Source organism: Longimicrobium sp. (assembly GCA_036389135.1).
Classification (GTDB): domain Bacteria; phylum Gemmatimonadota; class Gemmatimonadetes; order Longimicrobiales; family Longimicrobiaceae; genus Longimicrobium.
In genome coordinates, this window is record DASVQP010000076.1 from 122,474 (window position 1) to 148,329 (window position 25,856).

At 70.7% G+C, this 25,856-nt stretch carries 24 protein-coding genes; 4 read left to right on the forward strand and 20 right to left on the reverse strand.

The genetic code is table 11. From position 1 onward, the window contains the following. The 3 genes from VF584_18080 to ndhC form a co-directional block, all read right to left on the reverse strand. A complete protein-coding gene (locus VF584_18080) occupies positions 1 to 738 on the reverse strand; it encodes an NADH-quinone oxidoreductase subunit C (protein HEX8212090.1) in 738 nt (245 codons plus the stop codon). 82 nt (positions 739 to 820) lie between these two features. Next, on the reverse strand, positions 821 to 1,528 hold the full coding sequence (nuoB, locus tag VF584_18085; protein ID HEX8212091.1) for an NADH-quinone oxidoreductase subunit NuoB: 708 nt from the start codon (positions 1,526 to 1,528) through the stop codon (positions 821 to 823). Next, positions 1,519 to 1,875 carry an NADH-quinone oxidoreductase subunit A gene (gene ndhC, locus VF584_18090; protein HEX8212092.1) on the reverse strand — a complete coding sequence of 119 codons (357 nt, stop codon included), beginning with the start codon at positions 1,873 to 1,875 and terminating at the stop codon, positions 1,519 to 1,521. Before ndhC ends, nuoB begins: the two co-directional genes overlap by 10 nt. A 261-nt stretch (positions 1,876 to 2,136) precedes the next feature. On the opposite strand from ndhC, the gene dcd reads away from it, so the two are divergent. The 4 genes from dcd (at position 2,137) to VF584_18110 (ending at position 6,544) form a co-directional block, all read left to right on the forward strand. After that, entirely contained in the window at positions 2,137 to 2,691 is a 555-nt protein-coding gene (gene dcd, locus VF584_18095) for a dCTP deaminase (GenBank protein ID HEX8212093.1), read from the forward strand. A gap of 459 nt (positions 2,692 to 3,150) precedes the next feature. Further along, positions 3,151 to 3,768 (forward strand): chemotaxis protein CheC, encoded by a 618-nt coding sequence (locus tag VF584_18100; protein ID HEX8212094.1) that lies wholly within the window; start codon positions 3,151 to 3,153, stop codon positions 3,766 to 3,768. Positions 3,769 to 3,772: 4 nt separating this feature from the next. After that, entirely contained in the window at positions 3,773 to 5,449 is a 1,677-nt protein-coding gene (locus VF584_18105; protein HEX8212095.1) for a glycerol-3-phosphate dehydrogenase/oxidase, read from the forward strand. A 3-nt stretch (positions 5,450 to 5,452) separates the two neighbouring features. Continuing rightward, the gene (locus VF584_18110; GenBank protein ID HEX8212096.1) at positions 5,453 to 6,544 is read left to right on the forward strand and encodes a potassium channel protein; all 1,092 of its coding nucleotides are present in this window, start codon (positions 5,453 to 5,455) and stop codon (positions 6,542 to 6,544) included. A gap of 272 nt (positions 6,545 to 6,816) precedes the next feature. On the opposite strand, the gene VF584_18115 is transcribed toward VF584_18110, so the two are convergent. From VF584_18115 to rny, 17 genes are all read right to left on the reverse strand, one after another. Continuing rightward, the gene (locus tag VF584_18115) at positions 6,817 to 7,356 is read right to left on the reverse strand and encodes a hypothetical protein (protein ID HEX8212097.1); all 540 of its coding nucleotides are present in this window, start codon (positions 7,354 to 7,356) and stop codon (positions 6,817 to 6,819) included. Between the two features lie 110 nt (positions 7,357 to 7,466). Further along, complete coding sequence (locus tag VF584_18120) at positions 7,467 to 7,655, reverse strand: hypothetical protein (GenBank protein HEX8212098.1); 189 nt, start codon at positions 7,653 to 7,655, stop codon at positions 7,467 to 7,469. Continuing rightward, the gene (locus VF584_18125; protein ID HEX8212099.1) at positions 7,652 to 9,328 is read right to left on the reverse strand and encodes a DUF2339 domain-containing protein; all 1,677 of its coding nucleotides are present in this window, start codon (positions 9,326 to 9,328) and stop codon (positions 7,652 to 7,654) included. Before VF584_18125 ends, VF584_18120 begins: the two co-directional genes overlap by 4 nt. A 1-nt stretch (position 9,329) precedes the next feature. Then, complete coding sequence (locus VF584_18130) at positions 9,330 to 9,875, reverse strand: thioesterase family protein (GenBank protein HEX8212100.1); 546 nt, start codon at positions 9,873 to 9,875, stop codon at positions 9,330 to 9,332. An 84-nt stretch (positions 9,876 to 9,959) separates the two neighbouring features. Continuing rightward, positions 9,960 to 11,081, reverse strand: a complete 1,122-nt coding sequence (locus VF584_18135) for an alanine racemase (GenBank protein ID HEX8212101.1) — start codon at positions 11,079 to 11,081, stop codon at positions 9,960 to 9,962. A gap of 243 nt (positions 11,082 to 11,324) precedes the next feature. Further along, on the reverse strand, positions 11,325 to 13,196 hold the full coding sequence (gene dnaG, locus VF584_18140) for a DNA primase (protein ID HEX8212102.1): 1,872 nt from the start codon (positions 13,194 to 13,196) through the stop codon (positions 11,325 to 11,327). A gap of 130 nt (positions 13,197 to 13,326) precedes the next feature. Next, positions 13,327 to 15,708, reverse strand: a complete 2,382-nt coding sequence (locus tag VF584_18145) for an endonuclease MutS2 (GenBank protein ID HEX8212103.1) — start codon at positions 15,706 to 15,708, stop codon at positions 13,327 to 13,329. Between the two features lie 291 nt (positions 15,709 to 15,999). Continuing rightward, positions 16,000 to 16,893: an NAD(+)/NADH kinase gene (locus VF584_18150; GenBank protein ID HEX8212104.1), complete on the reverse strand. Its 894-nt coding sequence runs from the start codon at positions 16,891 to 16,893 to the stop codon at positions 16,000 to 16,002. Next, positions 16,880 to 18,859, reverse strand: coding sequence for a 1-deoxy-D-xylulose-5-phosphate synthase (gene dxs / locus VF584_18155; GenBank protein ID HEX8212105.1), 1,980 nt, complete (start codon positions 18,857 to 18,859; stop codon positions 16,880 to 16,882). Before dxs ends, VF584_18150 begins: the two co-directional genes overlap by 14 nt. A 121-nt stretch (positions 18,860 to 18,980) precedes the next feature. After that, a complete protein-coding gene (locus VF584_18160; GenBank protein ID HEX8212106.1) occupies positions 18,981 to 19,436 on the reverse strand; it encodes a PIN domain-containing protein in 456 nt (151 codons plus the stop codon). A 38-nt stretch (positions 19,437 to 19,474) separates the two neighbouring features. Then, the gene (locus VF584_18165; GenBank protein ID HEX8212107.1) at positions 19,475 to 19,738 is read right to left on the reverse strand and encodes a hypothetical protein; all 264 of its coding nucleotides are present in this window, start codon (positions 19,736 to 19,738) and stop codon (positions 19,475 to 19,477) included. Positions 19,739 to 19,846: 108 nt separating this feature from the next. Next, entirely contained in the window at positions 19,847 to 20,767 is a 921-nt protein-coding gene (locus tag VF584_18170) for a farnesyl diphosphate synthase (GenBank protein ID HEX8212108.1), read from the reverse strand. Further along, positions 20,764 to 20,988, reverse strand: a complete 225-nt coding sequence (xseB, locus tag VF584_18175) for an exodeoxyribonuclease VII small subunit (protein HEX8212109.1) — start codon at positions 20,986 to 20,988, stop codon at positions 20,764 to 20,766. Before xseB ends, VF584_18170 begins: the two co-directional genes overlap by 4 nt. Beyond that, a complete protein-coding gene (gene xseA / locus VF584_18180) occupies positions 20,985 to 22,247 on the reverse strand; it encodes an exodeoxyribonuclease VII large subunit (GenBank protein HEX8212110.1) in 1,263 nt (420 codons plus the stop codon). Before xseA ends, xseB begins: the two co-directional genes overlap by 4 nt. Then, a complete protein-coding gene (locus tag VF584_18185) occupies positions 22,244 to 23,155 on the reverse strand; it encodes a bifunctional 5,10-methylenetetrahydrofolate dehydrogenase/5,10-methenyltetrahydrofolate cyclohydrolase (protein HEX8212111.1) in 912 nt (303 codons plus the stop codon). Before VF584_18185 ends, xseA begins: the two co-directional genes overlap by 4 nt. Further along, positions 23,152 to 23,964 (reverse strand): TIGR00282 family metallophosphoesterase, encoded by an 813-nt coding sequence (locus VF584_18190; GenBank protein HEX8212112.1) that lies wholly within the window; start codon positions 23,962 to 23,964, stop codon positions 23,152 to 23,154. Before VF584_18190 ends, VF584_18185 begins: the two co-directional genes overlap by 4 nt. Before the next feature lie 287 nt (positions 23,965 to 24,251). Further along, the gene (gene rny, locus VF584_18195) at positions 24,252 to 25,814 is read right to left on the reverse strand and encodes a ribonuclease Y (protein ID HEX8212113.1); all 1,563 of its coding nucleotides are present in this window, start codon (positions 25,812 to 25,814) and stop codon (positions 24,252 to 24,254) included. Positions 25,815 to 25,856 lie beyond the last annotated feature (42 nt).

Here is a 25,856-nt window from a genome sequence, read left to right on the forward strand (position 1 = left end):
TCAGCCCGCTCCTCCCATGCCGCCGAACTGGCCCTGCTGCCCGGAGTTCGTCTCCGACTTGCCGAACGGGTCGGGGACGCTCTGGCCCAGCACGTGTGCGATCTCCAGCTCGCGCGGCGAGTAGTGGTCCTCGGTGCGCAGGTTGAGGGCGCGCCGCGTCTGCTCGGCGCGGCTGAAGCGGCCGCGGAGCGGAAAGTCCTTACGCAGCGGGTGCCCCTCGGCGTAGTTGTACGGCATCAGGATGCGGCGCAGGTCCGGGTGCCCCGTGAAGACGACGCCGAACATGTCGTACACCTCGCGCTCCAGCCAATCGGCGGCGCGCCACAGGTAGTACACGGACTGGATCTCCAGCCCGTCCAGCGGCAGCTCGGCCTTGACGCGCAGGTTCAGCTTGTTCTCGATGGACCAGAGCTGGTACACCACCTGGATCATCCGCCCGCCGCCGTAGTCGACCGCGGTGAGGTCCTGGAGGAAGTCGTAGCGGTGCCCCGGCTCGTCGCGCAGGAACTGGAGGATCTCCAGGTTGCGATCCGGCAGCACGTATACGATGTGCTCGTCGCCGCTCACCAGCTCGTGGCGCAGCACCGCGTCGCCGAAGCGCTCGCGGAGCGCCTCCACCGAGGGGTGCGGCGGAAGGTCGCCGGCCTGCGGAGGCGCGCCTGCATCGCCCGCGTCCGAGGGCCGCGGGCCGGCGTCGAGATCGTCGAGGCCTTTCTTGAATGCGTCGTTCTGGGTCATAGTCCTGAAGTCCTAAGTCCTGAGTCCTAAGTCCTGGAGCGCGAAGTTCAGCACCTAGGACTTAGGACTTAGCACTCGCAGTTTATGGCCTTCTGTCCTGCACCCGCACCACCGCCCCCGTCGACATCAGTCCGCCGGGGCGGTTCTGGTTCGTCGAGTTGCCGAACTGCACGGTGATATTGTTGATCACCTCGTCCGGCAGGTAGCTGGCGCCCTCCGGGAGCTGGTCCACCGCGTTCCACTCGTCCTGCGCCGTGGGCGACGAGCGGCGGATCTTCTCCTGGATCATCAGGATCCCGTACATCAGCCCCTCGGGCCGCGGCGGGCAGCCGGGTACGTACACGTCCACCGGGATGATGGTGTCGATCCCCTGCACCATGCTGTACACGTCGAAGACGCCGCCCGTGGACGCGCAGGCGCCCATCGAGATCGCCCACTTGGGGCTCGGCATCTGCTCCCAGATCTTGCGCAGCACCGGCGCCATCTTGTACGACACGCGCCCCGCGCAGATCAGCAGGTCCGCCTGCCGGGGCGAGAAGCTCATCCGCTCCATCCCGAAGCGGGCGAGGTCGTAGCGCGTGGCGGCGGTGGCCATCATCTCGATGGCGCAGCACGCCGTGCCGAACGGCATCGGCCAGATGGAGTTCTCGCGCGCCCAGTTCACCACCGTGTCCAGCCGGGTGGTGAGGAACGACGGCGAGCCGGAAAAGATACCGCCCTCGGGGGCGGGCATGACCGCGTCGGCCGGCTTGACGATCGGCTGCGGATTGGTGTTCTCGTTCAGTCCCATTCCAGCGCTCCCTTCTTCCACTCGTAGACGAGCCCCACCGTCAGGATGAAGATGAAGATCATCGCAGAGGCGAAGCCCTCCCACCCCAGAGGCCGCAGCGATACGGCCCAGGGAAGGAGAAACACGGTTTCCACGTCGAACACGATGAACAGGATCGCCACCATGTAGAACTTCACCGAAAAGCGCTCGCGCGTGCCGCCCAGCGGGTCCATCCCGCTCTCGTACGGGGCGGACTTCACCTTGGTCTTCCCCCCGGGGCTGAGCACCGTGGAGAGCACCACCATGAAGATCGCGTTGGCCACCGAGATGGCCAGCATGATCAGCGCGGGAAGGTACGAGCGAAGCATGTCGGCGTACGCCCTGTGAGGCGGTAGTTTGTGAAATCCTTCACTTGTGTGGAGCCGGGCCAATGTACGACGCGTCCGCCCCACGGTCAAGCGAAGAACGGGGCCTTTTCCCCCTTGCCGCGCGGGGGGGCTGGCGCCTAGCTTGGCGCCCCTGTCCCCGGCCCCGCGGCGGTGCCCACGGTACCCCCGCCTTCGGATGTCGTTCGGGGTTGCCGCGCCACGTGCAACTTCCGCTCCCTCACCTGTTTCACAGCCTCCCCCATGAGCCTCAAGTCCGATCGGTGGATCCGGCAGATGGCGCGCGAGCACGCGATGATCGAGCCCTTTGAGGACGCGCAGGTGAGGAAGGGGACGATCTCGTACGGCGTGTCGTCGTACGGCTACGACATGCGGGTGGCGCGCGAGTTCAAGATCTTCACCAACGTCAACAACGCCATCGTCGACCCCAAGAACTTCGACGACAGGTCGTTCGTGAACTTCGAGGGCGACGTATGCATCGTCCCCCCCAACTCGTTCGCGCTGGCGAGGTCGGTGGAGTACTTCCGCATTCCCCGCAACGTGCTGACGCTTTGTGTCGGTAAAAGCACTTATGCCAGATGTGGCATAATCACGAACGTAACTCCTTTCGAGCCAGAGTGGGAAGGCTTCGTGACGCTGGAGATCTCGAACACGACGCCTCTCCCGGCGCGCATCTACGCCAACGAGGGGATCGCGCAGGTGCTTTTCTTCGAGTCGGACGAGCCGTGCGAGGTCAGCTATGCGGACCGCAAGGGGAAGTACCAGGGGCAGGTGGGGGTGACGGTCCCGCGGCTGTGAGGTGGGGCGCAGGACTCCAGCCAGGCCCCCCCGGCGGTTAATACCGCAGCAACAACCACGTGAAGCCTGCCTTCGCAGGCTCCGGGGGGCGGGGTTGGTGCGGGGCGGCAGGGAGGGTACGGCGGCCGGTCGCCGGGGGCTGAAGCCCCCGGCTGGAACCACGGGAAGGCGGCTGAAGCCGGCTCGGGAAACGCGGCATTGGACCCGGAGTCCGCGAAGGCGGACTTTGCGTTTTTCCAGCGGCGGATTCATTCGCTCGTGGAGCGCACTTCCCGCCCCGCAGAGCTGGAAGCGCCATAAGAATCCCACCCCCGGGTCCGCGCAGGCGGACTTTGTGCTGTTGTTGCCGCGAGTTCACTCGCCAGCCCTGCTGGGGGGCAGCCCATACGCCACGGCCCGACTCCTGCCGAGGCCAGGGTAACGGACGTGTCCGCGCCGATTTCGCATACCGCATCCACGATGACCACCCAGCTCCCGGTGACACCCCAGCATCTCGACGCGATCCGCGAGATCGTGAACATCGGGGCGGGCCACGCCGCCACCAACCTGTCGCAGCTCACGGGGCTCACCGTGATGATCTCCGTGCCGCGCATCCAGTGGGTGACGCGCGCGGCGCTGATCGCGTCGCTCCCGGGCGACAGTGAGCTGGTGCTGATCAGCGTTCCCATCGTGGGCGTGTCGGACGAGGGGGGCGAGCAGGCGGCGCTCGTGCTGGCCAAGGAGACCGCGCTGCGCATGGTGGCGCTGATGATGCGCCGCGACCCCTCCCGCCACACCGAGATCGGGGCGCTGGAGCTTTCGGCGCTCAACGAGATGGGGAACATCGTGTGCGCGGCGTACGTGGGGGTGCTGGGGACGTTCCTCAACAAGGGCGTGATGATCGGCACCCCCGTCCTCACCGCCGGCGACCGCGAGGTAGTAGGGCGCGACGCGGTGGACGGGCTCCTGATCGAGACCGACTTCACCTTCCTGGACACGACGTTCGAAGGGGTCTTCGTCCTGAGCCACGCCGACGTCTCCTTCGCCTCGCTCCTGCGCGCGCTCGGCTTCAAGGACGTCGCCGAGAGCGCGTCCTGACGCCGTGACGCCCTTCTCCGCCGCGGCGCGCACGGGGCACTGGAACGCGCTCGGGCGCGGGACGTGGGACGTGCTGGTGATCGGCGGAGGGATCACGGGCGCCGGGGTGGCACGCGACGCCGCCGGGCGCGGGCTGCGGGTGGCGCTGGTGGACGCGGGCGACATCGCGCAGGGCACCAGCAGCCGATCGTCGCGGCTGATCCACGGGGGCCTCCGCTACCTGGAGACGTTCGACTTCCGTCTCGTCTTCGAGGCCAGCGCGGAGCGGCGCCGCCTGCTGGCGCTGGCCCCGCACCTGGTGCATCCCCTTCCCTTCCTCTTCCCCGTTTTCCGCAACGGCCCCGTCGGGCGCCGCAAGCTGCAGGCGGGGATGTGGCTGTACGACCTCCTCTCCCTCTTTCGCAACATCTCGCGGCACCGGATGCTCTCGCCGCAGGCCGTGGCGGCCGCGGAGCCGGCGCTGCGTACCGAGGGCGTGAGGGGCGCCGCGCTCTACTACGACGCATCGGTGGACGACGCGCGGCTGGCGCTGGCCAACGCCCGCGGCGCCCACGAGTCCGGCGCCGCCGTCGTGCCGCACGCCGAGGTGACCGGCTTCCTGCGCGAGGGGGCGCGGGTGGCGGGTGTGCGCGTGCGCGACCGGCTGGGCGGGGGCGTCGCGGAGGTGCGCGCGCGCGTGATCCTGAACGCCACCGGCCCCTGGAGCGACATCGTGCGCCGCCTGGCGGACCCCGGCACGAAGCCGCGGCTGCGCACCACCAAGGGTGTCCACATCATGGTGCCTGGCGAGCGGCTGGGGAACCGCGGCGCCATCACCTTCCGCTCCCCCGTGGACGGGCGGGTGATGTTCGTGCTGCCGTGGGGCGACTTCTCGTACGTGGGGACCACCGACACCGACTTTCGCGGCTCCCCCGCCGACGTGCGCGCGGACGAGGCCGACGTGCGCTACCTGCTGGAGTCCGCCAACTCCATCTTCCCCGCGGCGCGGCTCACGGCGGAGGACGTGGTGAGCACCTGGGCCGGCCTGCGCCCCCTCCTGGCGCCGCTCGACACCGAGGGCGGCCGTTCGGAGAGCGCCACCTCGCGCGAGCACGAGATCTGGCAGGACCGCAGCGGCCTCCTCAACATCGCGGGCGGCAAGCTGACCACCTACCGCGTGATGGCCGCCGAGGTGGCGGACGAGGCGGCGCGCATCCTCCAGGAACGGCACGGCGTCGCGAGCGGGAGCTCCCTCACCGAAGACCTCCCCCTCCCCGCCGCTCCCACTGAGCCGTGGGACGACTTCGCCGCGCGCATCCGCCAGGAGGCCGCCGCCGTGGGTGTGGACGAAGCGGCCGCCACGCACCTGGCCCGCTTCTACGGCGACGAGGCGGGCGCGGTGCTGGACGAGATCAGGCGCGAACCCGAGCTGGGCACGCGCCTGGTCCCCTCCCTCCCCTACCTGCGCGGCGAGATCGCGCGCGCGGTACGGTGCGAGATGGCGATGACGCTGGAGGACCTGCTGGTGCGCCGCCTCCACATCTTCTACGAGGCGCGCGACGGCGGCCTTTCCGTGGCGCGCGAGGTGGCGGAGCGGATGGCGGCCGAGCCGGGGATCGGCTGGAGCGCGGCGGAGATCGAGCGCCAGGTGGAGCAGTATCGCCGCGCGGTGGAGGCGACGCGCGGCTTCGGCGCCGCCTGAGCCGTGATCCGCCCCACGCGCGCCTACCCCAACGACCGCCGCAAGCGGGCGCGCAAGGCGTCACTCCGCTACCGGATCAGCTCAGCGGCGCAGCACCCGCTCCGCAGGCTGCAGATCGCGCTCCTCGTCCTCTTTCTGCTGATGGCGGGGAGCACCCTCTTCTACCGCTTCGTGGAGGGGATGGGGTGGGTCGATGCGCTGTACATGACGGTGATCACCGTCGCCACGGTGGGTTACGGCGAGACGGAGCCGCTGTCGCAGGGCGGGCGCCTCTTCACCATCGGGCTGATCATGGTCGGCGTCGGCGTGGGCGCGTGGGCCGCCGGCAACGCGATCGAGGTGATGCTGGGGCAGACGTACTGGCTGACCGTGGAGAGGCGGAAGATGACGCAGCGCATCGACAACCTGAGGGACCACTTCATCGTCTGCGGCTACGGGCGGCTGGGCACCCGCATCGTGCGCGACCTGATGGTGCGCGGCGAGTCGTTCCTGGTGATCGACGAGAAGGAGGAGTTCGAGGAGCGCCTGCTGGCCGAGGGAATCCCCCACCTGATCGGCGACGCCACGCACGACGGCATCCTGGAAGCCGCCGGCGTGGCGAGGGCGCGCGGGCTGGTGGCCGCCCTGGATTCCGACGCCAACAACGTCCTCACGGTGCTCACCGCGCGCGGCCTCAACCCCAAGCTCCTCGTCGTCTCGCGCGCCAACAGCGACGCATCCGAGTCGAAGCTGCGCCGCGCCGGCGCGGACCGCGTGGTCACCCCCGAGGACATCGGCGGGCACCGGCTGGCGCTTGCCCTCCTGCGACCCGCCGTGCACGACCTGTTCAACGAGATGTTCAGCTTCGGGATGGACGTGGCGGTCGACGTGGGGCAGATCACCATCGCGCCCGAGTCCCCCTTTGCGGGCCAGACGGTGGCGCGCTGCGATCTGCGCCGCATGCGCAACGTGAGCATCCTGGCCATCCGCGACACCGGCGGCACCTTTGCCCTCAACCCCGACGCCCAGCGCGTCCTCAGCGCCGGCGAGACGCTGATCGTCATCGGCCCCGCCGAGGCCGTGTACGAGCTGGAGGCGATGTACGGAGGGGAGTGAGGGCAAGGGACGGGTCCGGCGGCCGGTCGCCGGGGGATGAAATGAAAATGAATCCCCCGGCTGGAACCACGGGAAGGCGGCTAAAGCCGGCTCCAGAAACGCGAAATTAGACCCGGAGTCCGCGCAGGCGGACTTTGTGCCGTTGTTGCCGCGAGTTCACTCGCCACGATCAGCCACTCGCCAGATCATACACAACGGGCCCGGCAGCGCGCCGGGCCCGTCGTCGTCATACCACCGCGCCTGCGCCGGAGTGCACCCGCGGCGCATTCCGGTCACGGCGTGCGCAGCGGAACGTCGAACCTCCCCTCGCGCACCTCGAGGTCCGGTAATCCCCTGCCCGCCAAAATGGTGCGGAAGGTGCCGCGGAGCCGACCATTGCCCGCGTCCGTGATCGTTACCGTCGCGGAGACGTTGTCCCAACTGTTCGGCGGGGGGGGATAGACGGTCGACGCACCCGGCCATTCCCCAGCCGAATAGGTTACGAAGGTGCAGCGGTCGCACCCCTGGCCAAACGTGTACGTGCCCACTTCGGAGTCGCTCAGCGACAGGATCAATTGTTCGTACCGGTTGCCGGACACGACGATGCCATCGACCCCCACGCTCCGGCCGAATTCCGGATGATGGTAGACGGTAGCGGACGCGCACACGGGCGAAGGCCCCGTTCGACATTCACCCCGTACACTGAAGCGCTTCCCGCCATCGAACGTGGCGATAAGCTCTCCCTCGGTGCCGGTGAGCTCCCGGGTGCCGGAGGGGTCCTCGCAGCCGGCGGCGAGGAACAGGCAGAGTGCCGCGAGGGCATGGCGTCTCAATTCAGAACTCCTGGGTTGATGGTTCCCACCGGAAGCGGGCGGTAAGTGCGCCAATGGGCCGGCGCGGCTAGTACGCTGCAAGCTCCCGGCTCGCGCCGGGCCCGTCGTCGTCATTCCACCGCGGGTTCCGCCGGGGCGTACCCGATGCAGCGCAGCACCGGGATCGGCGGGTACTTGCGGAAGCGCGGGTCCACCTCGGACAGCTCGCAAAGATAGAAGCGCGAGCCCTTGCGTGTGTCCACGATGCGCACGTTGCGGCAGCTCTCGCAGAGGCCGGCGGGCGGGGCGTGGGGCGTCAACCGGCGACGCGGGAGGCAGGGGGCGGCTCCGCCGCGCGCGGACGGAGCCACGTCTGCAGGGCGTAGCTGAAGAATAGGAACACGGCCCCGAAGCCCAGGAACAGTAGGATTCGGTAGATCGCCTCCAGCGCCGCCAGGTCCACCAGGAAGAGCTTCGAGACGACCACCAGCAGGGTGGCGAGCGCCGTCTTCTCCACCAGCGGGCGGGCGCGCCACATCCCGAAGAGGAGCAGCCCCAGCGCGTACGCGCCCCACGCCACCGTCGCGAACCCCTCGCCGCCGTCCATCCGCGCCAGCTCGCGCCAGAGGAAGCAGAGCAGGGCGCCATGGACGAAGTAGCGGTAGGCGAGCATCTCCCCGTGCCGGTGCACGAGGTACGACGCCGCGAACCCGCACGCCAGCACCAGCACCGCCGTGGACGAGCTCGCCAGCCCCGCCCCCGGGTCCACGGCGAGGCGGATGATCAGCCAAGCCCCCGCGCCAACGTACGCCTTGTGCGCCGTCCAGCGCAGCGCGACCCCGCCCCCCTTCCCGGCGAGCGCGTGAAGCGCCAGCGACTGCGCCGCGATCCCGGCCAGCAGCACGTTCCCCTTCAGCGCGCCGATCATTCCCACCGTCAGCATCACCGACGCGGCGAGCGCGAGCACCCGCGCCAGCCGCCGGTCGCGCGACCAGAGGAGGTAGGCGGCGGCGGCGTAGAGCGCCGAGACCGCCGTCGCCGTGGCGCCCCAGCGCTCGCCAGGAAGCGTCCACACCAGCCCGGTGACCAGGAGCGCGGCGCCCGGCGGCACCAGCGCGACGCCGTACCAGTGCATCGCGTCCAGGTCCGACCAGCGCCGCTCGCCCGTCAGGCGCAGGCGTACCAGGAGCGGCAGGAGCCCCGTACAGGCCCACGCGAAGACTGCCGCGCCCTGCAGCACCCACGCGTCGGCGGTGACGAGGCGGTCCGGAAGCGCCACGTGGTACGCGTAGCGGCACAGCAGCACCCACCCGAAGGCCAGCGTCGTCCACAGCACCCAGCGCCAGCTCCGCTTCAGGTGCAGCGCCGCCGTCCAGCCGATGATGATGCAGGTGTAGATGGCGAGGCCGCGCGGCGTGCCGTAGGAAAGCCCCAGCAGCAGCGGCGTCCCCAACCCGCCGATGGCGCCCATGATGCCGAGCGCCGGCTCGTCCTTGCGCAGCGCCAGCCAGAAGGCGAGCGCCGTGACCGCGACCGCGCCCGCGAACGCCGCCGTGTAGCCGACCAGCGAGTACAGGTTGAAGGCGGCCCATCCCACGATGTAGAAGACCGCGATCCCGCCCCCTACCAGCACCGAGCCAAAGCGGCGCTTCTCCCCGATGCGCAGACCGGCCGCCAGCAGCGTGACGCCGACGGCGGTGCCGAAGCCCACGCGCACCCCCGGCGTGGTCCACCCCATGTCGATGGAGTAGCGGAAGAGGAGCGCGACGCCCAGCAGGAGGAGCCCTATCCCCAGCCGGTTCAGCCAGAGCTGCCCGTCCCAACGGATCGCCTCGCGCGGGACGCGCCCCGCCGCGGCGGGGCGCACGGGAACGCGCGGCGGGAGCGCGTGCGCAGCCGAGCCGGCCTCCGCGGCGGGGAGGCGGCGGGCCAGCTCTTCGACGGTGCGTTCCAGCCGCTCCATGCGGGCGGCGAGGGCCTCGAAGTCGTGCATCTCATCCATCCCGGGTCGCAAGCTCCCGCTGCTCGAGGAGGTCGTCCTCGGCATCTTCCCATCTGCGAATCGACTCTGGAATCTCCGGCGGCTCCACGGCGTAGCCCGTCGCATCCACCAGCTCCTGCGGCGCGACCCGCCCGCCCGGACCCACGAAGAGCGCCTTCACCATGGCCACGGCCATCGTCTGGCCGCCGCGGGTGAAGCGCTGTTCCATGAAAAACCAGCGGTCGTCCCACCCCACCAGCCGCGTCCTCAGCTCGTAGCTCTGCCACGGCGCCAGCGAGCGGCGGTAGCGGATGGCGAGCGATGCGACCACCGGGTTCCAGCGCCGCCGGCGCACCTCGCGCACCACGCCCAGGCGCACCAGCAGGTCCAGCCGCCCCAGGTCCATCAGCGTGAGGTAGCGGCCGTTGTTCATGTGGAGGTTGGTGTCCAGGTCGTTCGGAAAGACCCGGAACTTCACCACGGACTCGTCCAGCGGCTGGAGCCGCGCGCCGCGCATCCCCCAAAGGAGCACGTAGAAGAGCCGGAGGATCAGGTTCATTGCGCTTGGGACGGGGGTACGGCGGATCGGGCGCGGGCAATCTAACCAAAGACGGGCGGAGAGTGCACCCCGCCCACCCGTATCTCAGCCAACGGCAGCCGCTTGCGTCCGCGCCACCCAAGGCGCGCGCCCGCGCCCCGCGATCTCCCACTCCGCCGCCACCTCGTCGCCGCGCACGCCCCACAGCCGCTCCTGCAGGTTCACCGACACGCACACGTGGTTGGGGACGATGCGCACCCGGTCGCCGACGCGCGGGCGCCAGTCGGTCGCGCCCAGGTCGAGCAGGCCGTGCTCTTCGGAGACGGCCTTGACCACGACCTCGGGGTGCTCCAGGAGCGCGCCGTAGCCGCCACCGGTGGCGCGCAGCTCCTCCTTGGCGAGCGCCTTGGAGCCCGCATCCACCACCGCCTGCCCCGCCACCGCCGTGCTGACCACTGTGGCGAGCACGGAGTACGCGCACTCGTCCCACACACACGCGCCGATCTCGGCCGTGGTGCGGTCGTTGAAGATGTTGGTGCCGGGGCGCAGCTCGGTGATCCCCGCCACCTCGTGCGAGCGCCAGAAGGTCGGCGTCGATCCGCCGCTCACCACCCGTGGCCGCAGCCCGGCATCCGCCAGCGCCGCGATGCGCTCGGCGAGGCGGGCATTGAGTGCGGCGAGGGCCTCGTCCTGCTCCGCGACGGGGCCGCGGATGTGTCCCGGGTAGAACATGATACCCCGGTACTCCACCCCGGGTGTCTCGCTCGCCCGCCGCGCCAGCTCCACCGCGTGCTCCGGCGACCCGAGGCCGACGCGTCCCATCCCCGCGTCGAGCTCCACCAGCACCCCCGCCGTCCGCCCGGCCCGGCGCGCCGCCTCCGCCAGCGCGTCCAGCGCCTCCGCCGAGTCCAGCCCTACGGTCAGGCGCACGTGCCCGGGGAGGCGCATCAGCCGCTCCAGCTTGCTGGCGCCAAAGGGCGGATACGCGAGGAGGATGTCGTCCACCGTCGTCGCCATCACCTCCGCCTCGCGCGGCGTCGCCACCGTTACGCCGACGGCGCCCAGCCGCACCTGCTCGGCCGCCAGCTCCGGCGTCTTGTGCGTCTTCGCGTGCGGCCGCCAGTCGAGCCCATGCGCGCGGCAGTACTCGGCCGCGCGCCGCAGGTTCGCCTCCATCCGCTCCACGTCCACCAGCGCCGCGGGCGTCTCCAGATCGTCCAGCCTCATCTTACTCCTTCCCCTTGTCATTCTGAGGGAGCCCGCCCACTCCGTCATCGGCGAAGCACACCCAAACTCCTGCGGCGACCAAGGAATCTAGCCGTAGCCGGGCCGGGACCCGCGCCTCACGCCGTCCCCCTCGAAACGCATAGTAGATCCTTCGTTCGGCGCCAGAGGGTAGAGCACGGCGGAGGACGGCGCAGCGCTTCACTCAGGATGACAGAAGGGGGTATGCGCCATCCCGCGTCTGTGTCAGTCCGGTCCGGCGCCATAGCGCGGCGTGCTCTGCGTGAGCGCCTGCACGAAGCCCGTCCGGCGGAGATAGCCGTTCTCGCGCATCACCTTTACGAGCTGCGCCTTTTCGCGAAGGAGGAGCATCTGCTGCTCCGGGCCGGCGATGTTGAGCTCGCGGTTCAGCTCGGCCAGGCGCTCGAGGTGCGCCCGCTCCAGGATCTGCGACACGCTCCCGCGAAAGAACGCCTCGGCCGGCACCATCGACGCGATCTCGGGGTCGCCGCGCAGCTCTTCGAGGAGCGGCTGCACCTCGGCGGGGAAGCGGGTGAGCCACTCGCCTTCGGCATCACGCTGACCCTCGGCGTCCAGAAGCCCCTGAAAGAGGGTTCGGTGGAGAGGGAGCAACAGGGCGTCCGCCTCCACGTGCTTCGCCGCCTCCTCCACCCAGCGTTCGTCGTGCACCATCAGCAGGAGGAGCGAGCGCTCGGCGTTGGTGCGCATGTCCTTGCGCGCGGGCCTCTGCGCGAAATCCTCGGCGCGGCGACCTTCGTCGCGGCGGCGGCGCTCGAGCGGGCCGGGCGCGCGGGGATCACGCGCCGCGGCCTCCGCCACCTCGCGCTCCAGCGTCTCGCGCGGAACGCCCGTCTTCTCGGAGATGCGCTGGATGTACACGCCGCGGACCAGCTCATCGGAGGCGGCGCGGACGGTGGGGAGGAGGGAGTCGATCGCCTGGCGGGTGCCCTTGATGCTGGAGAAGAAGTCCTTGCGCTCCAGGATCTGGATCTTGCGCTCCATCACGTCCACCGCGTCGTCCAGGAAGCGGCGGAGCGCGGCCTGCCCCTTGTTGCGGACGAGCGAGTCGGGGTCCTCCCCCTCCGGCAGCGTGGCGACGAGGACCTCGAGGCCGGCGCGCAGGAGCTCGTCGCCGGTGCGAAAGGTGGCCTTGAGGCCGGCCTTGTCGCTGTCGTACAGGAGGATGGCGCGCGGGGCGTAGCGGGCGATCAGCTCGCACTGCTCCTGCGTCATCGCCGTCCCCAGCGGCGCCACGGCGTTACCCACCCCGTGCGCGGCGAGGGAGACGTAGTCCATGTACCCCTCCACCACCAGCACCGCCTCTTCCTTGCGGATGGCGCCGCGACTCCATCCCAGGCCGTAGAGGACGTTGCCCTTGTGGTAGACGGGCGACTCGGGGGAGTTGAGGTACTTGGGCGTGCGCTCGTCCGCCTCGCCAAGGATGCGCCCCCCGAACGCCACCACGCGCCCGCTCAGGTCCTCGATGGGGAAGATGATGCGCGCGCGGAAGGCGTCGTAGGGGTCACGCCCGTTCTTCGACTCCTTCGCCAGACCGAGCGCCAGCAGGCGCCCGTTGTCGATGCCGTGCTTGCGCGCGGCCTCGCCCAGCGCGGTCCACTCCTCGGGCGCCCACCCCAGACCGAAGCGCTCCGCCGTCTCGCGGGTGATGCCGCGCCGCTCCAGGTACTCGCGTGCCGGCTTGCCGCGCTCGTCGTCCCAGAGCCGCTTCCTGAACCAGTCCGCCGCGAAGGCGTTGACCTCGTACAGCGGCTGGTTGGGATCGACTTCCTGGCGCCGCGCCCGCTCGTCCGGGATCTCGATCCCCACGCGCTCCGCCACCGTGCGGATCGCCTCGGGATAGCTCATCCCCAGGTGCTTCATCAGAAAGGTGAAGACCGTCCCCCCCTCCCCGCAGACGAAGCACTTGTAGTACCCCTTCGCCGGATCGACCGAAAAGTTGGGCCCGTCGCCGCCGTGCAACGGGCACGGCCCGCGGAAGGTCCTCCCGGAGCGCTTGAGGCGCGTGTGCTCCGAGACGATCTCCACGAGGTCCGCCTGCTGTCGGACCTGTTCGACGAGGTGATCCGGAATGGGCAAGGGCGCAGGGATTAGGGATGAGGGGATGAGGGGATGAGGGATGAGGGACAACCATGGGGATCGGGGAAACGGCGTGCTGCCGCCGTTGCAGTTCTACATCCCCCATCCCCCATCCCCTCATCCCTGTAGTTCAACCAAATTCCACCACCGTCACCCCCGTCCCGCCCTCGAACAGCTCACCGGTTCGCGAGGTCAGGATGCGGCGGTCGTTCTTGATCAGGTCGCGGACGTGGGCTCGCAACGCGCCGGTGCCCTTGCCGTGGATGATGCGGAACGACGGGAGGCCCGCCAGGATCGCGTCGTCCACCGCGCGGCCGAGCACCGTCTCCACCTCGTCCACGCGCATCCCGCGCAGGTCCACCTCCGGATGCGCCTCGCTGGTGTGCGAGTAGTAGCCGGCGGTCGGCTTGCTGCGCTCGCGCTGCTGGTCGCCGGCGGGGAGCGGGGACAGGTCCTCGCGCGGCAGGAGGAGGCGGATGGAGCCCGCTTCCACCAGCGCCTTTCCGTCGCGCACCTCCACCACCGTGCCGGTGCGCCCCAGCGACTCGATCCGCACGCGAACGCCCGCCTCCAGCGCCACCGCGCCGGCCGGGCGGTCGGGGTGCGCCCCCGCCTTGTTGCGCTCCTGCGGCACGCGCTCGCGCTGGCGGGTCGCGGCCTCCTCCACGCGGCGGCGGGCGGCGCGGGCGGCCTCCTCCAGCTGCGCCGCGTCGGCCACGCCTCGCACCTCCTGGATGGCGGCCTCCACCTCGGCACGCGAGCGGAGGAGGAGGTCGCGCGCCTGCTGCCGCGCCCGCCGCTCCGCATCGCGCTCCTTCTCCTTCAGCGAGCGCTCCCGCTCCTCAAGCGCCTGCTGCAGCGCGCGCGTCTCCGCCAGCTGGCGCTCCAGCGCGACGGTGGCTTCCGAGAGGCGCAGCTCCTTCGCCTCCAGATCCAGGAGCAGGCGGGCCACGTCGCGCTCGCCCTGCGGCAGCGCGGACTCCGCGTGCTCCAGCACCGACTCCGCCATCCCCAGCCGCCGCGCGATCGCCAGGCCGTACGAGCGGCCGGGGATCCCCTTCACCAGGCGATACGTGGGCTGCAGGCGCTCGGCGTCGAACTGGAGCGACGCGTTCACCACTCCGCGCTCCTCGGTCGCCAGGAGCTTGAGCTGCCCCAGGTGCGTGGTGGCGACGGTGAAGGCGGAGCGGCGCGTCAGCTCGATGAGGATGGCGCGGGCCAGCACGCCGCCCTCCACCGGGTCCGTCCCGCTCCCGATCTCGTCCGTCAGCACCAGCGCCTCCCAGTCCGCGCCGTCCAGCGCCTCGCGCAGGTTCTTGAGGTGCGCGGAAAAGGTGGAGAGCGACGCCTCGATGCTCTGCTCGTCGCCGATGTCGGCGAACACCTGGCGGTAGACGGGGAGCTTCGAGCGCGGCCCCACCGGCGGGATGATCCCGCTCTGCGTCAGGAGCGAGATCAGCCCGATCGCCTTCAGCAGCACCGTCTTGCCGCCGGTGTTGGGCCCTGAGATCAGCAGCGTCCGCTCCCCCGCGTCCATCCGCAGGTCGAAGGGAACGACCGCCGCGCTGCGCGCCTGGAGCACCGGGTGGTATCCGTTCACCACCTCGTACTCCTCCGTCCCCGCCGGGAGGAGCCGCGGCACGTGCCCGTCCGACTTGATGGCGTAGCGCGCGCGGGCGTACACCGAGTCCAGCGCCACCATCGCGTCCAGCGTCGCCAGCAGCTCAGGCTGCATCGGCCGCAGCCGGGCGGAGAGCTCGCGCAGGATGCGCGTGACCTCGCGCTGCTCCGTCGCCTCCAGCTCGCGGAGGCGGTTCATCATCTCCACCGCGACGGGCGGCTCCACGAAGAGGGTCGCCCCCGTTCCGCTCTCGTCGTGCACGATCCCGCCCACCTCGCCACGCCCCTCGCGGCGGATGGGGATCACGAAGCGCCCCTCGCGCACCGTCACCGACGCGTCCGGCACCTGGTAGTGCGCCGGGAGCGACGAAACGTAGGCCGCCAGCTTCTCCACCAGCCGGTTGCGCGCGCTCTTGATCTCGCGCCGCGTGCGGTAGAGGAGCGGCGAGGCCTCGTCGCGCACGGTGCCGTGGTCGTCGATGGTGCGCCCGATCTCCGTCTCCTCCTTCTCCGCCTCCACCAGCGCGCCAGCGAGCATCGCCAGGAGCGGAAAGCTCGCCGCCTGACCCTGGATCGCGCGCCGCGTCACCCGCGAAGATGCGAGGAGCGTCGCCACGTCGCGGAGCTGGCTGCCGTCGAGGACGGAGCCTTCCACGCGCAGCTTGCGGAGCGGGTCGCGCACGTCCGGGATCGCCGGGATGTACCACCCCGAGTCGCCGCGGAGGAAGCCGCGCATCTGGTCCACGCGCGCCAGCTCCGGCTCGATCCACCCGAGGTCGGCCGAGGGCTCCAGCGCACGCACCGCGTCCCCGCCGAGCGACGATGATGCGTAGCCTGCGACGATGCCCAGCGCGTCGCGGTACTCCAGGACGTTGAGAGCGTGCGGATTCATCCGGATCTGCGTGCGTTCATCCCGCAAGGTACGTCGTGCGCCACTCCGGCGCGACGGGTCAGCACGCTGTATACCCCCGCCCCGCCTCCCCGGTTCTTACCGAATAATAACCGAAGATCCAGCGCGGCGAAAGCATCCCATTCAAAACATCACACAGAGACACGGAGGGACCAGAAAGATCCGGGAGAACAGAACGAGAGCCTCTTCTTTTCTTGCCCCTTCCCTCTGTGTCTCTGTGTGATGGCTGTTTGGAAACACGACGGCCCCGGCGCATCGCACCGGGGCCGTTCGTCATCGGCTGCGCTCTTCAAGGTCGCCCCAGCGCAGCTTGCGGCGCAGGGTGGAGAAGAAGCTGCGCTCGGGGAGGCGGACGAGGGACACGCGCTCGTCTGCGCGTCGCACCACGACGCGTGCGCCGGGGATCAGCCGCTCGCTCTCCTGACCGTCGATCGTCAGGATCAGCTCCTCGGTGGGCGAGAGCACCTCCACCGTCAGCGTCTCCTCGGCGGGGAGGACGAGGGGGCGCACGCTCAGCGTGTGGGGAGATATCGGGGTGGCGATGATGCAGTCCACGTCGGGGTGGACGATGGGGCCGCCCGCCGAGAGGGAGTACGCCGTTGAGCCGGTGGGCGTCGCCAGGATGATGCCGTCGGCGCTGTAGCTCCCCACCTCCTCGCGCAGCGCCGTCACCTGCAGCCGGATCACGCGCGCCGAGCCGCCCTTGTGCAGCACCGCGTCGTTCAGCGCCAGGTACTCCCCGCGCGCCACGCCGTCCGGCCCCACCGAGCGGATGTCCAGCGCCATGCGCCGGTCCAGCTCGAAGTCGCCGCGCAGCCAGCAGTCCAGCGCCACCTCCAGCTCGGAGGGCGGCGCGGTGGTGAGGAAGCCCAGGTGTCCCAGGTTGATCCCCAGCACCGGGACGGAGTCGCGCGCCACCAGCCGTGCGCCCCTCAGCAGCGTCCCGTCGCCCCCCAGCGTGAGGAGCACGTCGAGCGTGGGCACCAGGCCGGGCGTCAGGACCGCCGAACCGGGGGCAGCCTCCAGGAGGTCGTCCTCCAGGAACAGCTCCAGCCCGCGTTCCCGGACGAAAGCCAGGAGGCGGGCCAGCGCCGCTTCGAGCTCGTCGTACCGCGCATGGCCGACGACGCCCACGCGCCACGGCCCCGCGCCGTCAGGCGGTCTCAAGCAGCTTCCGCAGCGGCTTGCCCACCAGCGTGCGCGCCCGCGCCGCGATCCCCTCTGGCGTGAGCCCCAGCTCGCCCAGCAGCTCGGCGCGCTCGCCGTGCTCCACGAAGCGGTCCGGAAGCCCCATCGAGGCGCAGCGCACCCCCGGCCAGCGCTCCGCCACGTGCGCCGCCGCGTACGTGCCGAAGCCGTTCACCACCGTCCCCTCCTCCACCGTCAGCAGGTGCGGGTGCGCGGGGAAGAGGCGCTCCAGCGTCCCCTCGTCGAGCGGCTTCACGAAGCGGGCGTTGACCACCGTGGCCGAGACGCCTTCGCGCTGCAGCATCTCCGCGGCGGCCATCGCGGGGGCAACCATCGTTCCCACCGCCAGGATCGCGACGTCCTTGCCGGTGCGCAGCGTCTCCCAGCTCCCGTGCACCACCGGCTCGATCTCGGCGATCGGCCTCGGCAGCGCGGGGACGTTGTCGCGCGGAATGCGGATGGCAAAGGGGCCGTGCTTCCCCTCCAGCGCCAGCTTCATCAGCCCGATCAGCTCGTCCGCGTTGTGCGGCGCCGCGATCGTCATCCCCGGCACCGCCAGCAGGTAGGCGATGTCGAGCCCGCCGTGATGCGTCTGCCCGTCGTCGCCCGCGATGCCGGCGCGGTCCATCACGAAGCACACCGGCAGCTCCTGCAGCGCCACGTCGTGCACGATGGAGTCGTACGCGCGCTGGAGGAAGGTGGAGTAGATCGCCACCACCGGCTTGATTCCCTGCGTCGCCAGGCCGGCGGCAAAGGTCACGGCGTGCCCCTCGGCGATCCCCACGTCGAAGAAACGCTCCGGGTGCGCCTTCTGGAAGATGTCGGTGCTCGTGCCGCCGGCCATCGCGGCGGTGATCGCCACCACGTCCTTGTCCTCGGCGGCCAGCTCCGTCAGCGCCTGCCCGAAGACGTTCTGCCAGCGCGGGAGCCCGGCGGCGGAGACCTTGAGCGGCGCGCCGGTGGTGCGGTCGAAGCCGCCCTGCGCGTGCCACTTCACCTGGTCCGCCTCGGCCGGCGCGAACCCCTTCCCCTTGGTGGTGAGCACGTGCACCAGCCGCGGCCCCTTCATCTTGCGCACCTGCTCGAAGATGTCGACCAGCGAGGCGACGTCGTGCCCATCTACCGGACCCACGTAGCGGAAGCCCAGCTCCTCGAAGAGCATCCCCGGGACGAACATCCCCTTGAACGCGCCGTCCGCGCGCACCGCGAAGTGCTCCACCATCTCGCCGATGGTGCCGATGCGCGGCGCGGCGTGCACCAGCCGCTTCACCTCGTCGCGGATGCGGTTGTACAGCGGCGACGTCCGCACCTCGGTCAGCCGCTTGTGCACCCCCAGGTACTTGTGCAGCGCCCCCACGTTGGGGGAGATCGACATCTGGTTGTCGTTGAGGACCACGATCAGGTCGCGGTCGGTATCGCCGGCGTTGTTGAGCGCCTCGTACGCCAGCCCGCACGTCATGGAGCCGTCGCCGATCACCGCGATCGCCTCGTAGTCGTCGCCGCGCAGGTCGCGCGCGGCGGCGATCCCCACGGCGGCGGAGATCGAGGTGGCGGCGTGCCCGGCGCCGAAGACGTCGTACTCGCTCTCGTCGCGGCGCAGGAAGCCGGAGAGCCCGTGGCGCTTGCGGATCCCGGGCATCCCCTCGTTGCGCCCTGTGAGGATCTTGTGCGGGTACGCCTGGTGCCCCACGTCCCAGATGAGCTGGTCGCGCGGCGTGTCGAAGGCGCGGTGCAGCGCCACGGCGAGCTCCACCGCACCCAGGTTGGAGCCGAAGTGCGCGCCCTTGTGGGCCGCCACCACGTCGATCACGCGGTCGCGCACTTCCTGGCAGAGGGCGGGAAGCTCCTCGGCTGGCAGCGCGCGGACGTCCGCGGGTAATTTCACTCTGTCGAGAAGTGCCACGGGGCTCCTTCCACTCTCAAGGGTCGGCCGGAACGGCCGCATCCGAACAATCTAGACCATGAGCCGCGCTCAACCAACCTCCGCCGGTCACAGCCGCGGCACGGCTTCCACTTTACAGTACAAAGTATCCACGTCCGCGTCAACCTTCTCCGCGCGCACGGCACTAGCCGAGCAGGTCGTACAACCGAAGGTGGTGGAAGTTGAACACGTCCACACCTTCCGATCGGAGGTACTGCGAGAGACGGAAATCGTCCGTCAGGACGAGATAACGGCCCTTCGCCTCGCGCAGCACGGCCGTATCGGTGATCCCGAAACGCGGGAATGCGGGGTCCTCTGCGAGTTCCGACGCGGGTGTGTGTTCTTCGCCGAAAAGTCCAAGCCCCGCGCTAAGCGCCGCGAATACACCCGACCGGGTACGACCCGCCAGCTGCCCCGCGAGGTTGCTGACCTCGGTCAGGATGTGCGGTGTGGTGACGATCTGTCTGAAGTGCTCTATAAACGCCACGAGGAGATCGTGATCCCCGGACGTGAACTGCATTGTTCGCTTGAACTTTCCGATCTCACGCGGATCGTGCGCGCCCACGAAGTACATCAGGAGCAGGTTGGTGTCGATGAGCACCCCCGATCCACGATAGCGCGCCACGGTAGCGGCGGGGATCATGCGACGGAACGGATCTTCATCGAGCGGACCTCGCCCGTCTCGCGGTCCACCTCGAAGATCTTGTAGTCCCGCCCGCTCCCCGCACGCGCGAGCGCCACGAACGGATTGGCGGGGCTCGGCCAGCTCAACGTAATCAGCCAGAACCGCTCGTCAGACGAAGGCTCCACTTCCTCCAGCAGGAGGCTGCTCTCGCCCCGCTCCCCGTACATCTCCTTCGCATAGCGCACGGCCGCCTGAACCGCCGTCTTCACATCGATCATCGTTCACCTCCGACCCTTGTTGGGGAGACGATTCCGTTTCTTCCTCTGTGTCTCTGTGTGAGCTATGCAGTTGCAGTTCTCCGCCGCTCCGCTCGAGCCCCATTGTTCTCAACTCCGCCGCTCGAGCACGAAGCGCGCGAGCGCCTCCAGCTCCGGCGAGGCGATGCGGGCGGCGCGCAAGGCGAAGATCGCCTCCTCTACCCGGCTGGCGGCGAGGGCGCGGGCGCCCGCGATGCCAAAGAGCGCCGGGTACGTCGCCTTCCCCACCGACTCGTCCTTGCCCGCGGTCTTTCCCAGCGCCTCCGCGCTGGCGGTGACGTCCAGCACGTCGTCCACGATCTGGAAGGCGAGGCCGACGTCCTCGCCGTACACCGTGAGCGCGGCCAGCACCTCCTCCCGCGCCCCGGCGGCGAGGGCGCCGATGCGGAGAGAGGCGGCGAGGAGCGCGCCCGTCTTGCGCCGGTGGATCGACTCCAGCGCGGCGGCGTTGACGGGACGCTCCTCGCTCTCCAGATCCAGCACCTGCCCGCCCACCATCCCGGCCGCGCCGCTCGCCCCGCACAGCTCGGCCGCGAGCCGCGCCCGCCGCTCCCGTGGAAGCTCCAGCGCGCGTGCGGCGCCGTCCAGCACGGACACGGCGGCGGGGATCAGCGCCGCGCCCGCCAGCGTCGCCCGCGCCACGCCGAACACCACGTGCAGGGTGGCACGCCCACGGCGCAGGGCGTCGTCGTCCATCGAGGGGAGGTCGTCGTGCACCAGGGAGTAGGTGTGGACGATCTCCACCGCCGTCGCCAGGCGGTACACGCGCTCGTCCGGCTCGCCGGCGGAGGCGCGCCAGGCCGCGGCGCACAGGATGGGGCGCAGGCGCTTCCCCGGCGTGGCGAGGGCGTAGCGGACGGGCTCGCGGAGGGGGAGCGCCACGGAGCGCGTGAGCTCCCGCGCGACCTCTTCCAGCGCATGGTTCACGCGGGCACGCTCGCGCGCGAGGAAGTCGTCGAGCCGCGCCGAGGCGGGGCCGGCCAGCGTCACCGCTCCTCCGCCATCGGGTCCTGCCGGAACCCGTCGCCCTCCTCCACCAGCAGGCGGATGCGCTCCTCGGCGCCGTCCAGCACCGCCTCGGCGCCGCGGAGGAGGCGCACCCCCTCCTCGAAGAGCGCCAGTGACTCGTCCAGCTCCAGGCCGTCGCCTTCCAGCTGCTCCACGATCTCGCCCAGGCGCTCCAGCGCGCCCTCCAGCCTGGTTTCGCTCATCGGTCCGTCGTGGGCTCGGCGCGGCAGGGGACGGTGCCGTCCGCCACGCGCAGGTCGAAGCGCCCTCCCGGCGCGAAGTCGGCGCGGGAGCGGAGCACCCGCCCCTCCGGCGACAGCGGAACGGCGAAGCCGCGCGCCAGCGTAGCCAGCGGAGAGAGCGCGTGCAGCCGCCCCGCCATCGCCGACACCCGCTCGCGCCGGCCGCGCAGCCCACGCTCCGCCGCGTCGCGCAGGTCCAGCCGCGCGGAGAAGACCGCCTCGCGCCCCTCCGCCACCTGCTCGCGCGCCGCATCCACCAGCCGCGCGCGCAGCTCCGCGACCTCGCGCCGCACGCGGTGGGCATCGGGTACGGCGGCTTCGGCGGCGGCGGACGGGGTGGGGGCGCGCAGGTCGGCCACCAGGTCCGCGATGGTTACGTCGGTCTCGTGCCCCACGGCCGAGATCACCGGGATGGGCGACTCGGCGATCGCGCGCGCCACCACTTCCTCGTTGAAGGCCCACAGGTCCTCCACCGAGCCGCCGCCGCGCCCCACGATCAGCACGTCCGCGCACCCGGCGCGCCCCAGCCGGCGGATGGCGGCGGCGATCTCGGCCGGGGCGCCCTCCCCCTGCACCCGCGTGGGGGCGAGCACCAGGCGCGTCCACGGAGCCCGCCTGCGCACCACCGCCGCCACGTCGCGCAGGGCGGCGCCGTCGCGCGAGGTTACAACCCCCACGCACGCCGGGTGCGCGGGAAGAGGGCGCTTCCGCTCGGGCGAGGTCAGCCCCTCCAGCTCCAGGCGGGTGCGCAGCCGGTCGAAGGCCAGCTTCCAAAGCCCCTCGCCACGCCCCTCCAGCTCCGCCACCACGAGCTGGAACTCGCCGCGCGGCTCGTACAGCGTCACGCGTCCCAGCGCGCGAACCTCCATCCCCTCGGCCGGCGCGGTGGGGAGGCGGCGGGCCTCGTCGCGCCACATCACGCAGCGCAGCTGGGCGTCGGGGCCGCGCAGGGTGAAGTAGACGTGGCCGGAGCGCGCCTTGGTGAAGTTGCTGACCTCGCCCACGACCCACATCGGCGGGAGGACGCTCTCCACCAGCTCGCGCGCGGCGGCGTTGACGTCGGCCACCGTCCACTCCGGGCGTGCTGCGCGGGGCGGGGGGAACCCCGCGTCCGCGTCGCGGGCGGCGACGGCGCGCGCCACCTCCTCGTTGCGGGCCTCGTTCATCCCGCGCCTGGGCCGCTCGCTGGCGCCCGCCGAGGAGAAGAGGTCGTACGTCACGCGGCGGTCCCGGCGCGGCGGCGGGCACGGGCGGCGGCGCGGCGGGCCGCCTCCACCGTGTTGCGCAGGAGCATGGCGATGGTCATCGGCCCCACCCCGCCCGGCACCGGCGTGATGGCGGAGGCCACCTCGCGCACCGCGTCGAACTCCACGTCGCCGCGGATCACGTAGCCGCGCGGGTCCGCGGGGTCCGCCACGCGGGTGGTCCCCACGTCCAGCACCACGGCGCCCGGCTTCACCATGTCGCGCGTGATCAGCCCCGGCTTCCCCACCGCGACCACCAGGATGTCCGCCATGCGCGTGTGCGAGGCAAGGTCCACGGTGTGGCGGTGGCAGAGGGTAACGGTGGCGTTGGGCCCCGGCGCCATGAGGAGCGACGCCAGCGGCTTGCTGACGATCAGCGACCTCCCCACCACCACCGCGTGCCGCCCGTGCGTGGGCACGCCCTCGCGGCGGAGGAGCTCCATGATCCCCGCCGGAGTGGCGGGAAGGAAGCCCACGGGATCGCCCACGAAGGCGCGCCCCACGTTGAGCGGATGGAAGCCGTCCACGTCCTTGGCGGGGTGCACGCGCTCCAGCACCGCCATCGGATCGATGTGGGGCGGAAGAGGGAGCTGCACCAGGATGCCGTGCACCGCCGGGTCCGCGTTCAGGCCGTCGATGACGCCGAACAGCTCATCGGCGCTGATGGTGGCGCCCAGGTGAACTAGGCGGTCGTTCATCCCCGCTTCCTGGCACGCGCGCGTCTTGCTGCGCACGTAGACCTCGCTGGCGGGATCGTTCCCCACCAGCACCACCACCAGGCCGGGTACGACGCCCTCCTCGGAGCGGAGGCGCTCGACCTCGGCCGCGACCTCGGCGCGGATCTCCCGCCCGATGCGGGTGCCCTCGATGATGCGCGCGCTCACTTCTTCCTGAACTCCCCCTGTAGGACCCGTTCGTACGGCACGCTCACCCGTTGGATGGAGCGGGCGTGCCCCGTCTTGTCGTCCACGTCCACCACCGCGCCCTGCAGCGTCAGCTCCTCGTCGGCAGGCTGCAGCCGCTCGCCGCGGGCGAGGGTGCGCTGCCGCTCGATCGAGAGTTCCGCCTTCATCCCGATCACGCCACCAAGGCCACCGGTGAGCCCCAGGTCGGTGATCTGCGCCGTCCCACCCGGCAGCACGCGCTCGTCCGCCGTCTGGCAGTGCGTGTGCGTTCCCACCACCGCCGCCACGCGCCCGTCCAGATACCGTGCGAACGCCTGCTTCTCGCTCGTCGCCTCCGCGTGGAAGTCGACCACGATCACGTTCGCCTCGCCGCGCAGCTCCGCGATCAGCGCGTCCGCCATGCGAAACGGATCGTCCAGCGGAGGCATGAAGGTGCGCCCCTGGAGGTTGATCACCCCCAGCCTCACCGCCCCCACCTTGACCACCGTGTGCCCGCGTCCCGGGTTGGGAGGCGGGTAGTTGGCGGGGCGCAGGAGGCGCGGCTCGCGGTCCAGGAGGGGGAGGATCTCCTTCTTGTCCCACACGTGATTGCCGGTGGTGATGACGTCCACCCCCAGCTCCAGGAACTCGCGGACGGTGTCGGGCGTGATGCCAAACCCGCCGGCGGAGTTCTCGCCGTTGAGGATGACGGCGTCCGCCCCCACGTCCTTGCGCACGAGCCGCAGGAGCTGCGTCACCACGCGCCGTCCCGGCGACCCGATGACGTCCGCCACGAAGAGGATCTTCACTCGCCCGGCCTCACCCCGTTTTGCGTGATCCTGTACCTCGACGCGGGCAATCTATCGCGCGTCCCAACCTCCGCACACCCCCGCCTGCGGCATCCGCCACCGGGCCAGCATAGTCGTGCGGCCGGTGTCCCAAAAACCATCACACAGAGGGCACAGAGGGCACTGCAAGACGCAGAGAACCCCTTCTCTGTTCTCTCCGTACCCTCTGTGTCTCTGTGTGAGGCGCAGTTAAGAGGGCCCAGCTCCACACGGAAGCCGGGCCCTCTGAATGGATCGAGGCAAGCGGATCAGCGCGCGAAGTCTACGGCCTTGGTCTCGCGCACGACGACGACCTTGATCTGGCCGGGATACTGGAGCTCCGCCTCGATGCGCCGCGCCGTCTCCTCGCTCAGCCGCGACATCTCCTCGTCGGTCACCTGCTCCGGGATGACCATGATGCGCAGCTCGCGACCCGCCTGGATCGCGAAGCACCGCTCCACGCCCGGGAAGGAGAGCGCGATCTCCTCCAGCTTCTCGAGGCGCTTCACGTACGTCTCGAACATCTCGCGGCGGGCGCCGGGGCGCGAGCCGCTGATGGCGTCGCCGGCCGTCACCAGGAACGACTCGGGAAAGAGGTGCGGCTCCTCGTCGTGGTGCGCCTTGATGGCGTTCAGCACCTGCGGGGGCTCGTTGTACTTCTTGGCCAGGTTCCAGCCCAGCTCCACGTGCGTCCCCTCGTGCTCGTGGGTCATCCCCTTCCCCACGTCGTGCAGAAGGCCCATGCGCTTGGCGAGCGTGGCGTCGAAGCCCATCTCGGCCGCCATGTTGCCGGCCAGGATCGCCACCTCCTTGCTGTGCAGAAGCTGGTTCTGCCCGTACGAGGTGCGGAACTTCAGGCGTCCCAGCACCTTGACCACCTCGGGGTGCACGCCGTGGATCCCCAGCTCGTACAGGATCTCCTCGGCGGCCTCGCGCATCCCGTTCTCCACCTCCTTGCGCGACTTCGCCACCACGTCGTCGATGCGCCCGGGGTGGATGCGTCCATCGGAGACCAGCTTCTCCAGCGCCAGCCGCGCCGTCTCGCGGCGGATGGGGTCGAAGCCGGAAAGCACCACGGCCTCGGGGGTGTCGTCGATGATGACGTCGATCCCCGTGGCCTGCTCGAACGCGCGGATGTTGCGCCCCTCGCGCCCGATGATCCGCCCCTTCATCTCGTCCGAGGGCAGCGCGACGACGGAGACGGTGGTCTCGGCCGTGTGATCCGCCGCGATGCGCTGGATGGCGAGGGAGATGATCTCCTTCGCCTCGCGCTCCGCGTTGCGCCGGGCCTCTTCCTTGATCTCGCGGATGCGGTGCGTGGCGGCGGCCTTGGCCCCCTCCTCCATCTCGTGCATCAGCTGGCGGCGCGCCTCGTCCGCCGTGAGCCCGGCGAGCGACTCCAGGCGGTGCTGCACCTCGCCGGCGCGCCCCTGCAGCTCCTTTTCCTGCTCCTCCAGCCGCTTCTCGCGCCGCACCACGGCCTCGGCGCGCTGCTCCTGCGCCTGCCCCTTCTCGTCCAGGAGGTGGAACTTGCGGTCGAGCGCTTCCTCGCGCTCCTGGAGGCGGCGCTCCACCCGCTCCACGTCGTCGCGGCGGCGGGCCTCCTCGCGCTCCCACTCCTCGCGGGCGCGGATCGCCTCCTCGCGCCCCTTCAGCACCTCGGCCTTGCGCAGCGTCTCGGCGTCGAGCACGGCGGCGCCCCGAATGCGCTCCGCCTCGTCCTCGGCGGTGGCGCGGCTCGCGCGGAGGCGGCTTTCGAGAACGTTCTTCCCCACGAAGAAGCCGGCGGCCGCTCCCACGAGGAGGGCCACGGCGATCAGCAGGATTTCCATTGTGATTTTATTCCAGGGCGGGCCGGGGCCCGCGGCTTGTCA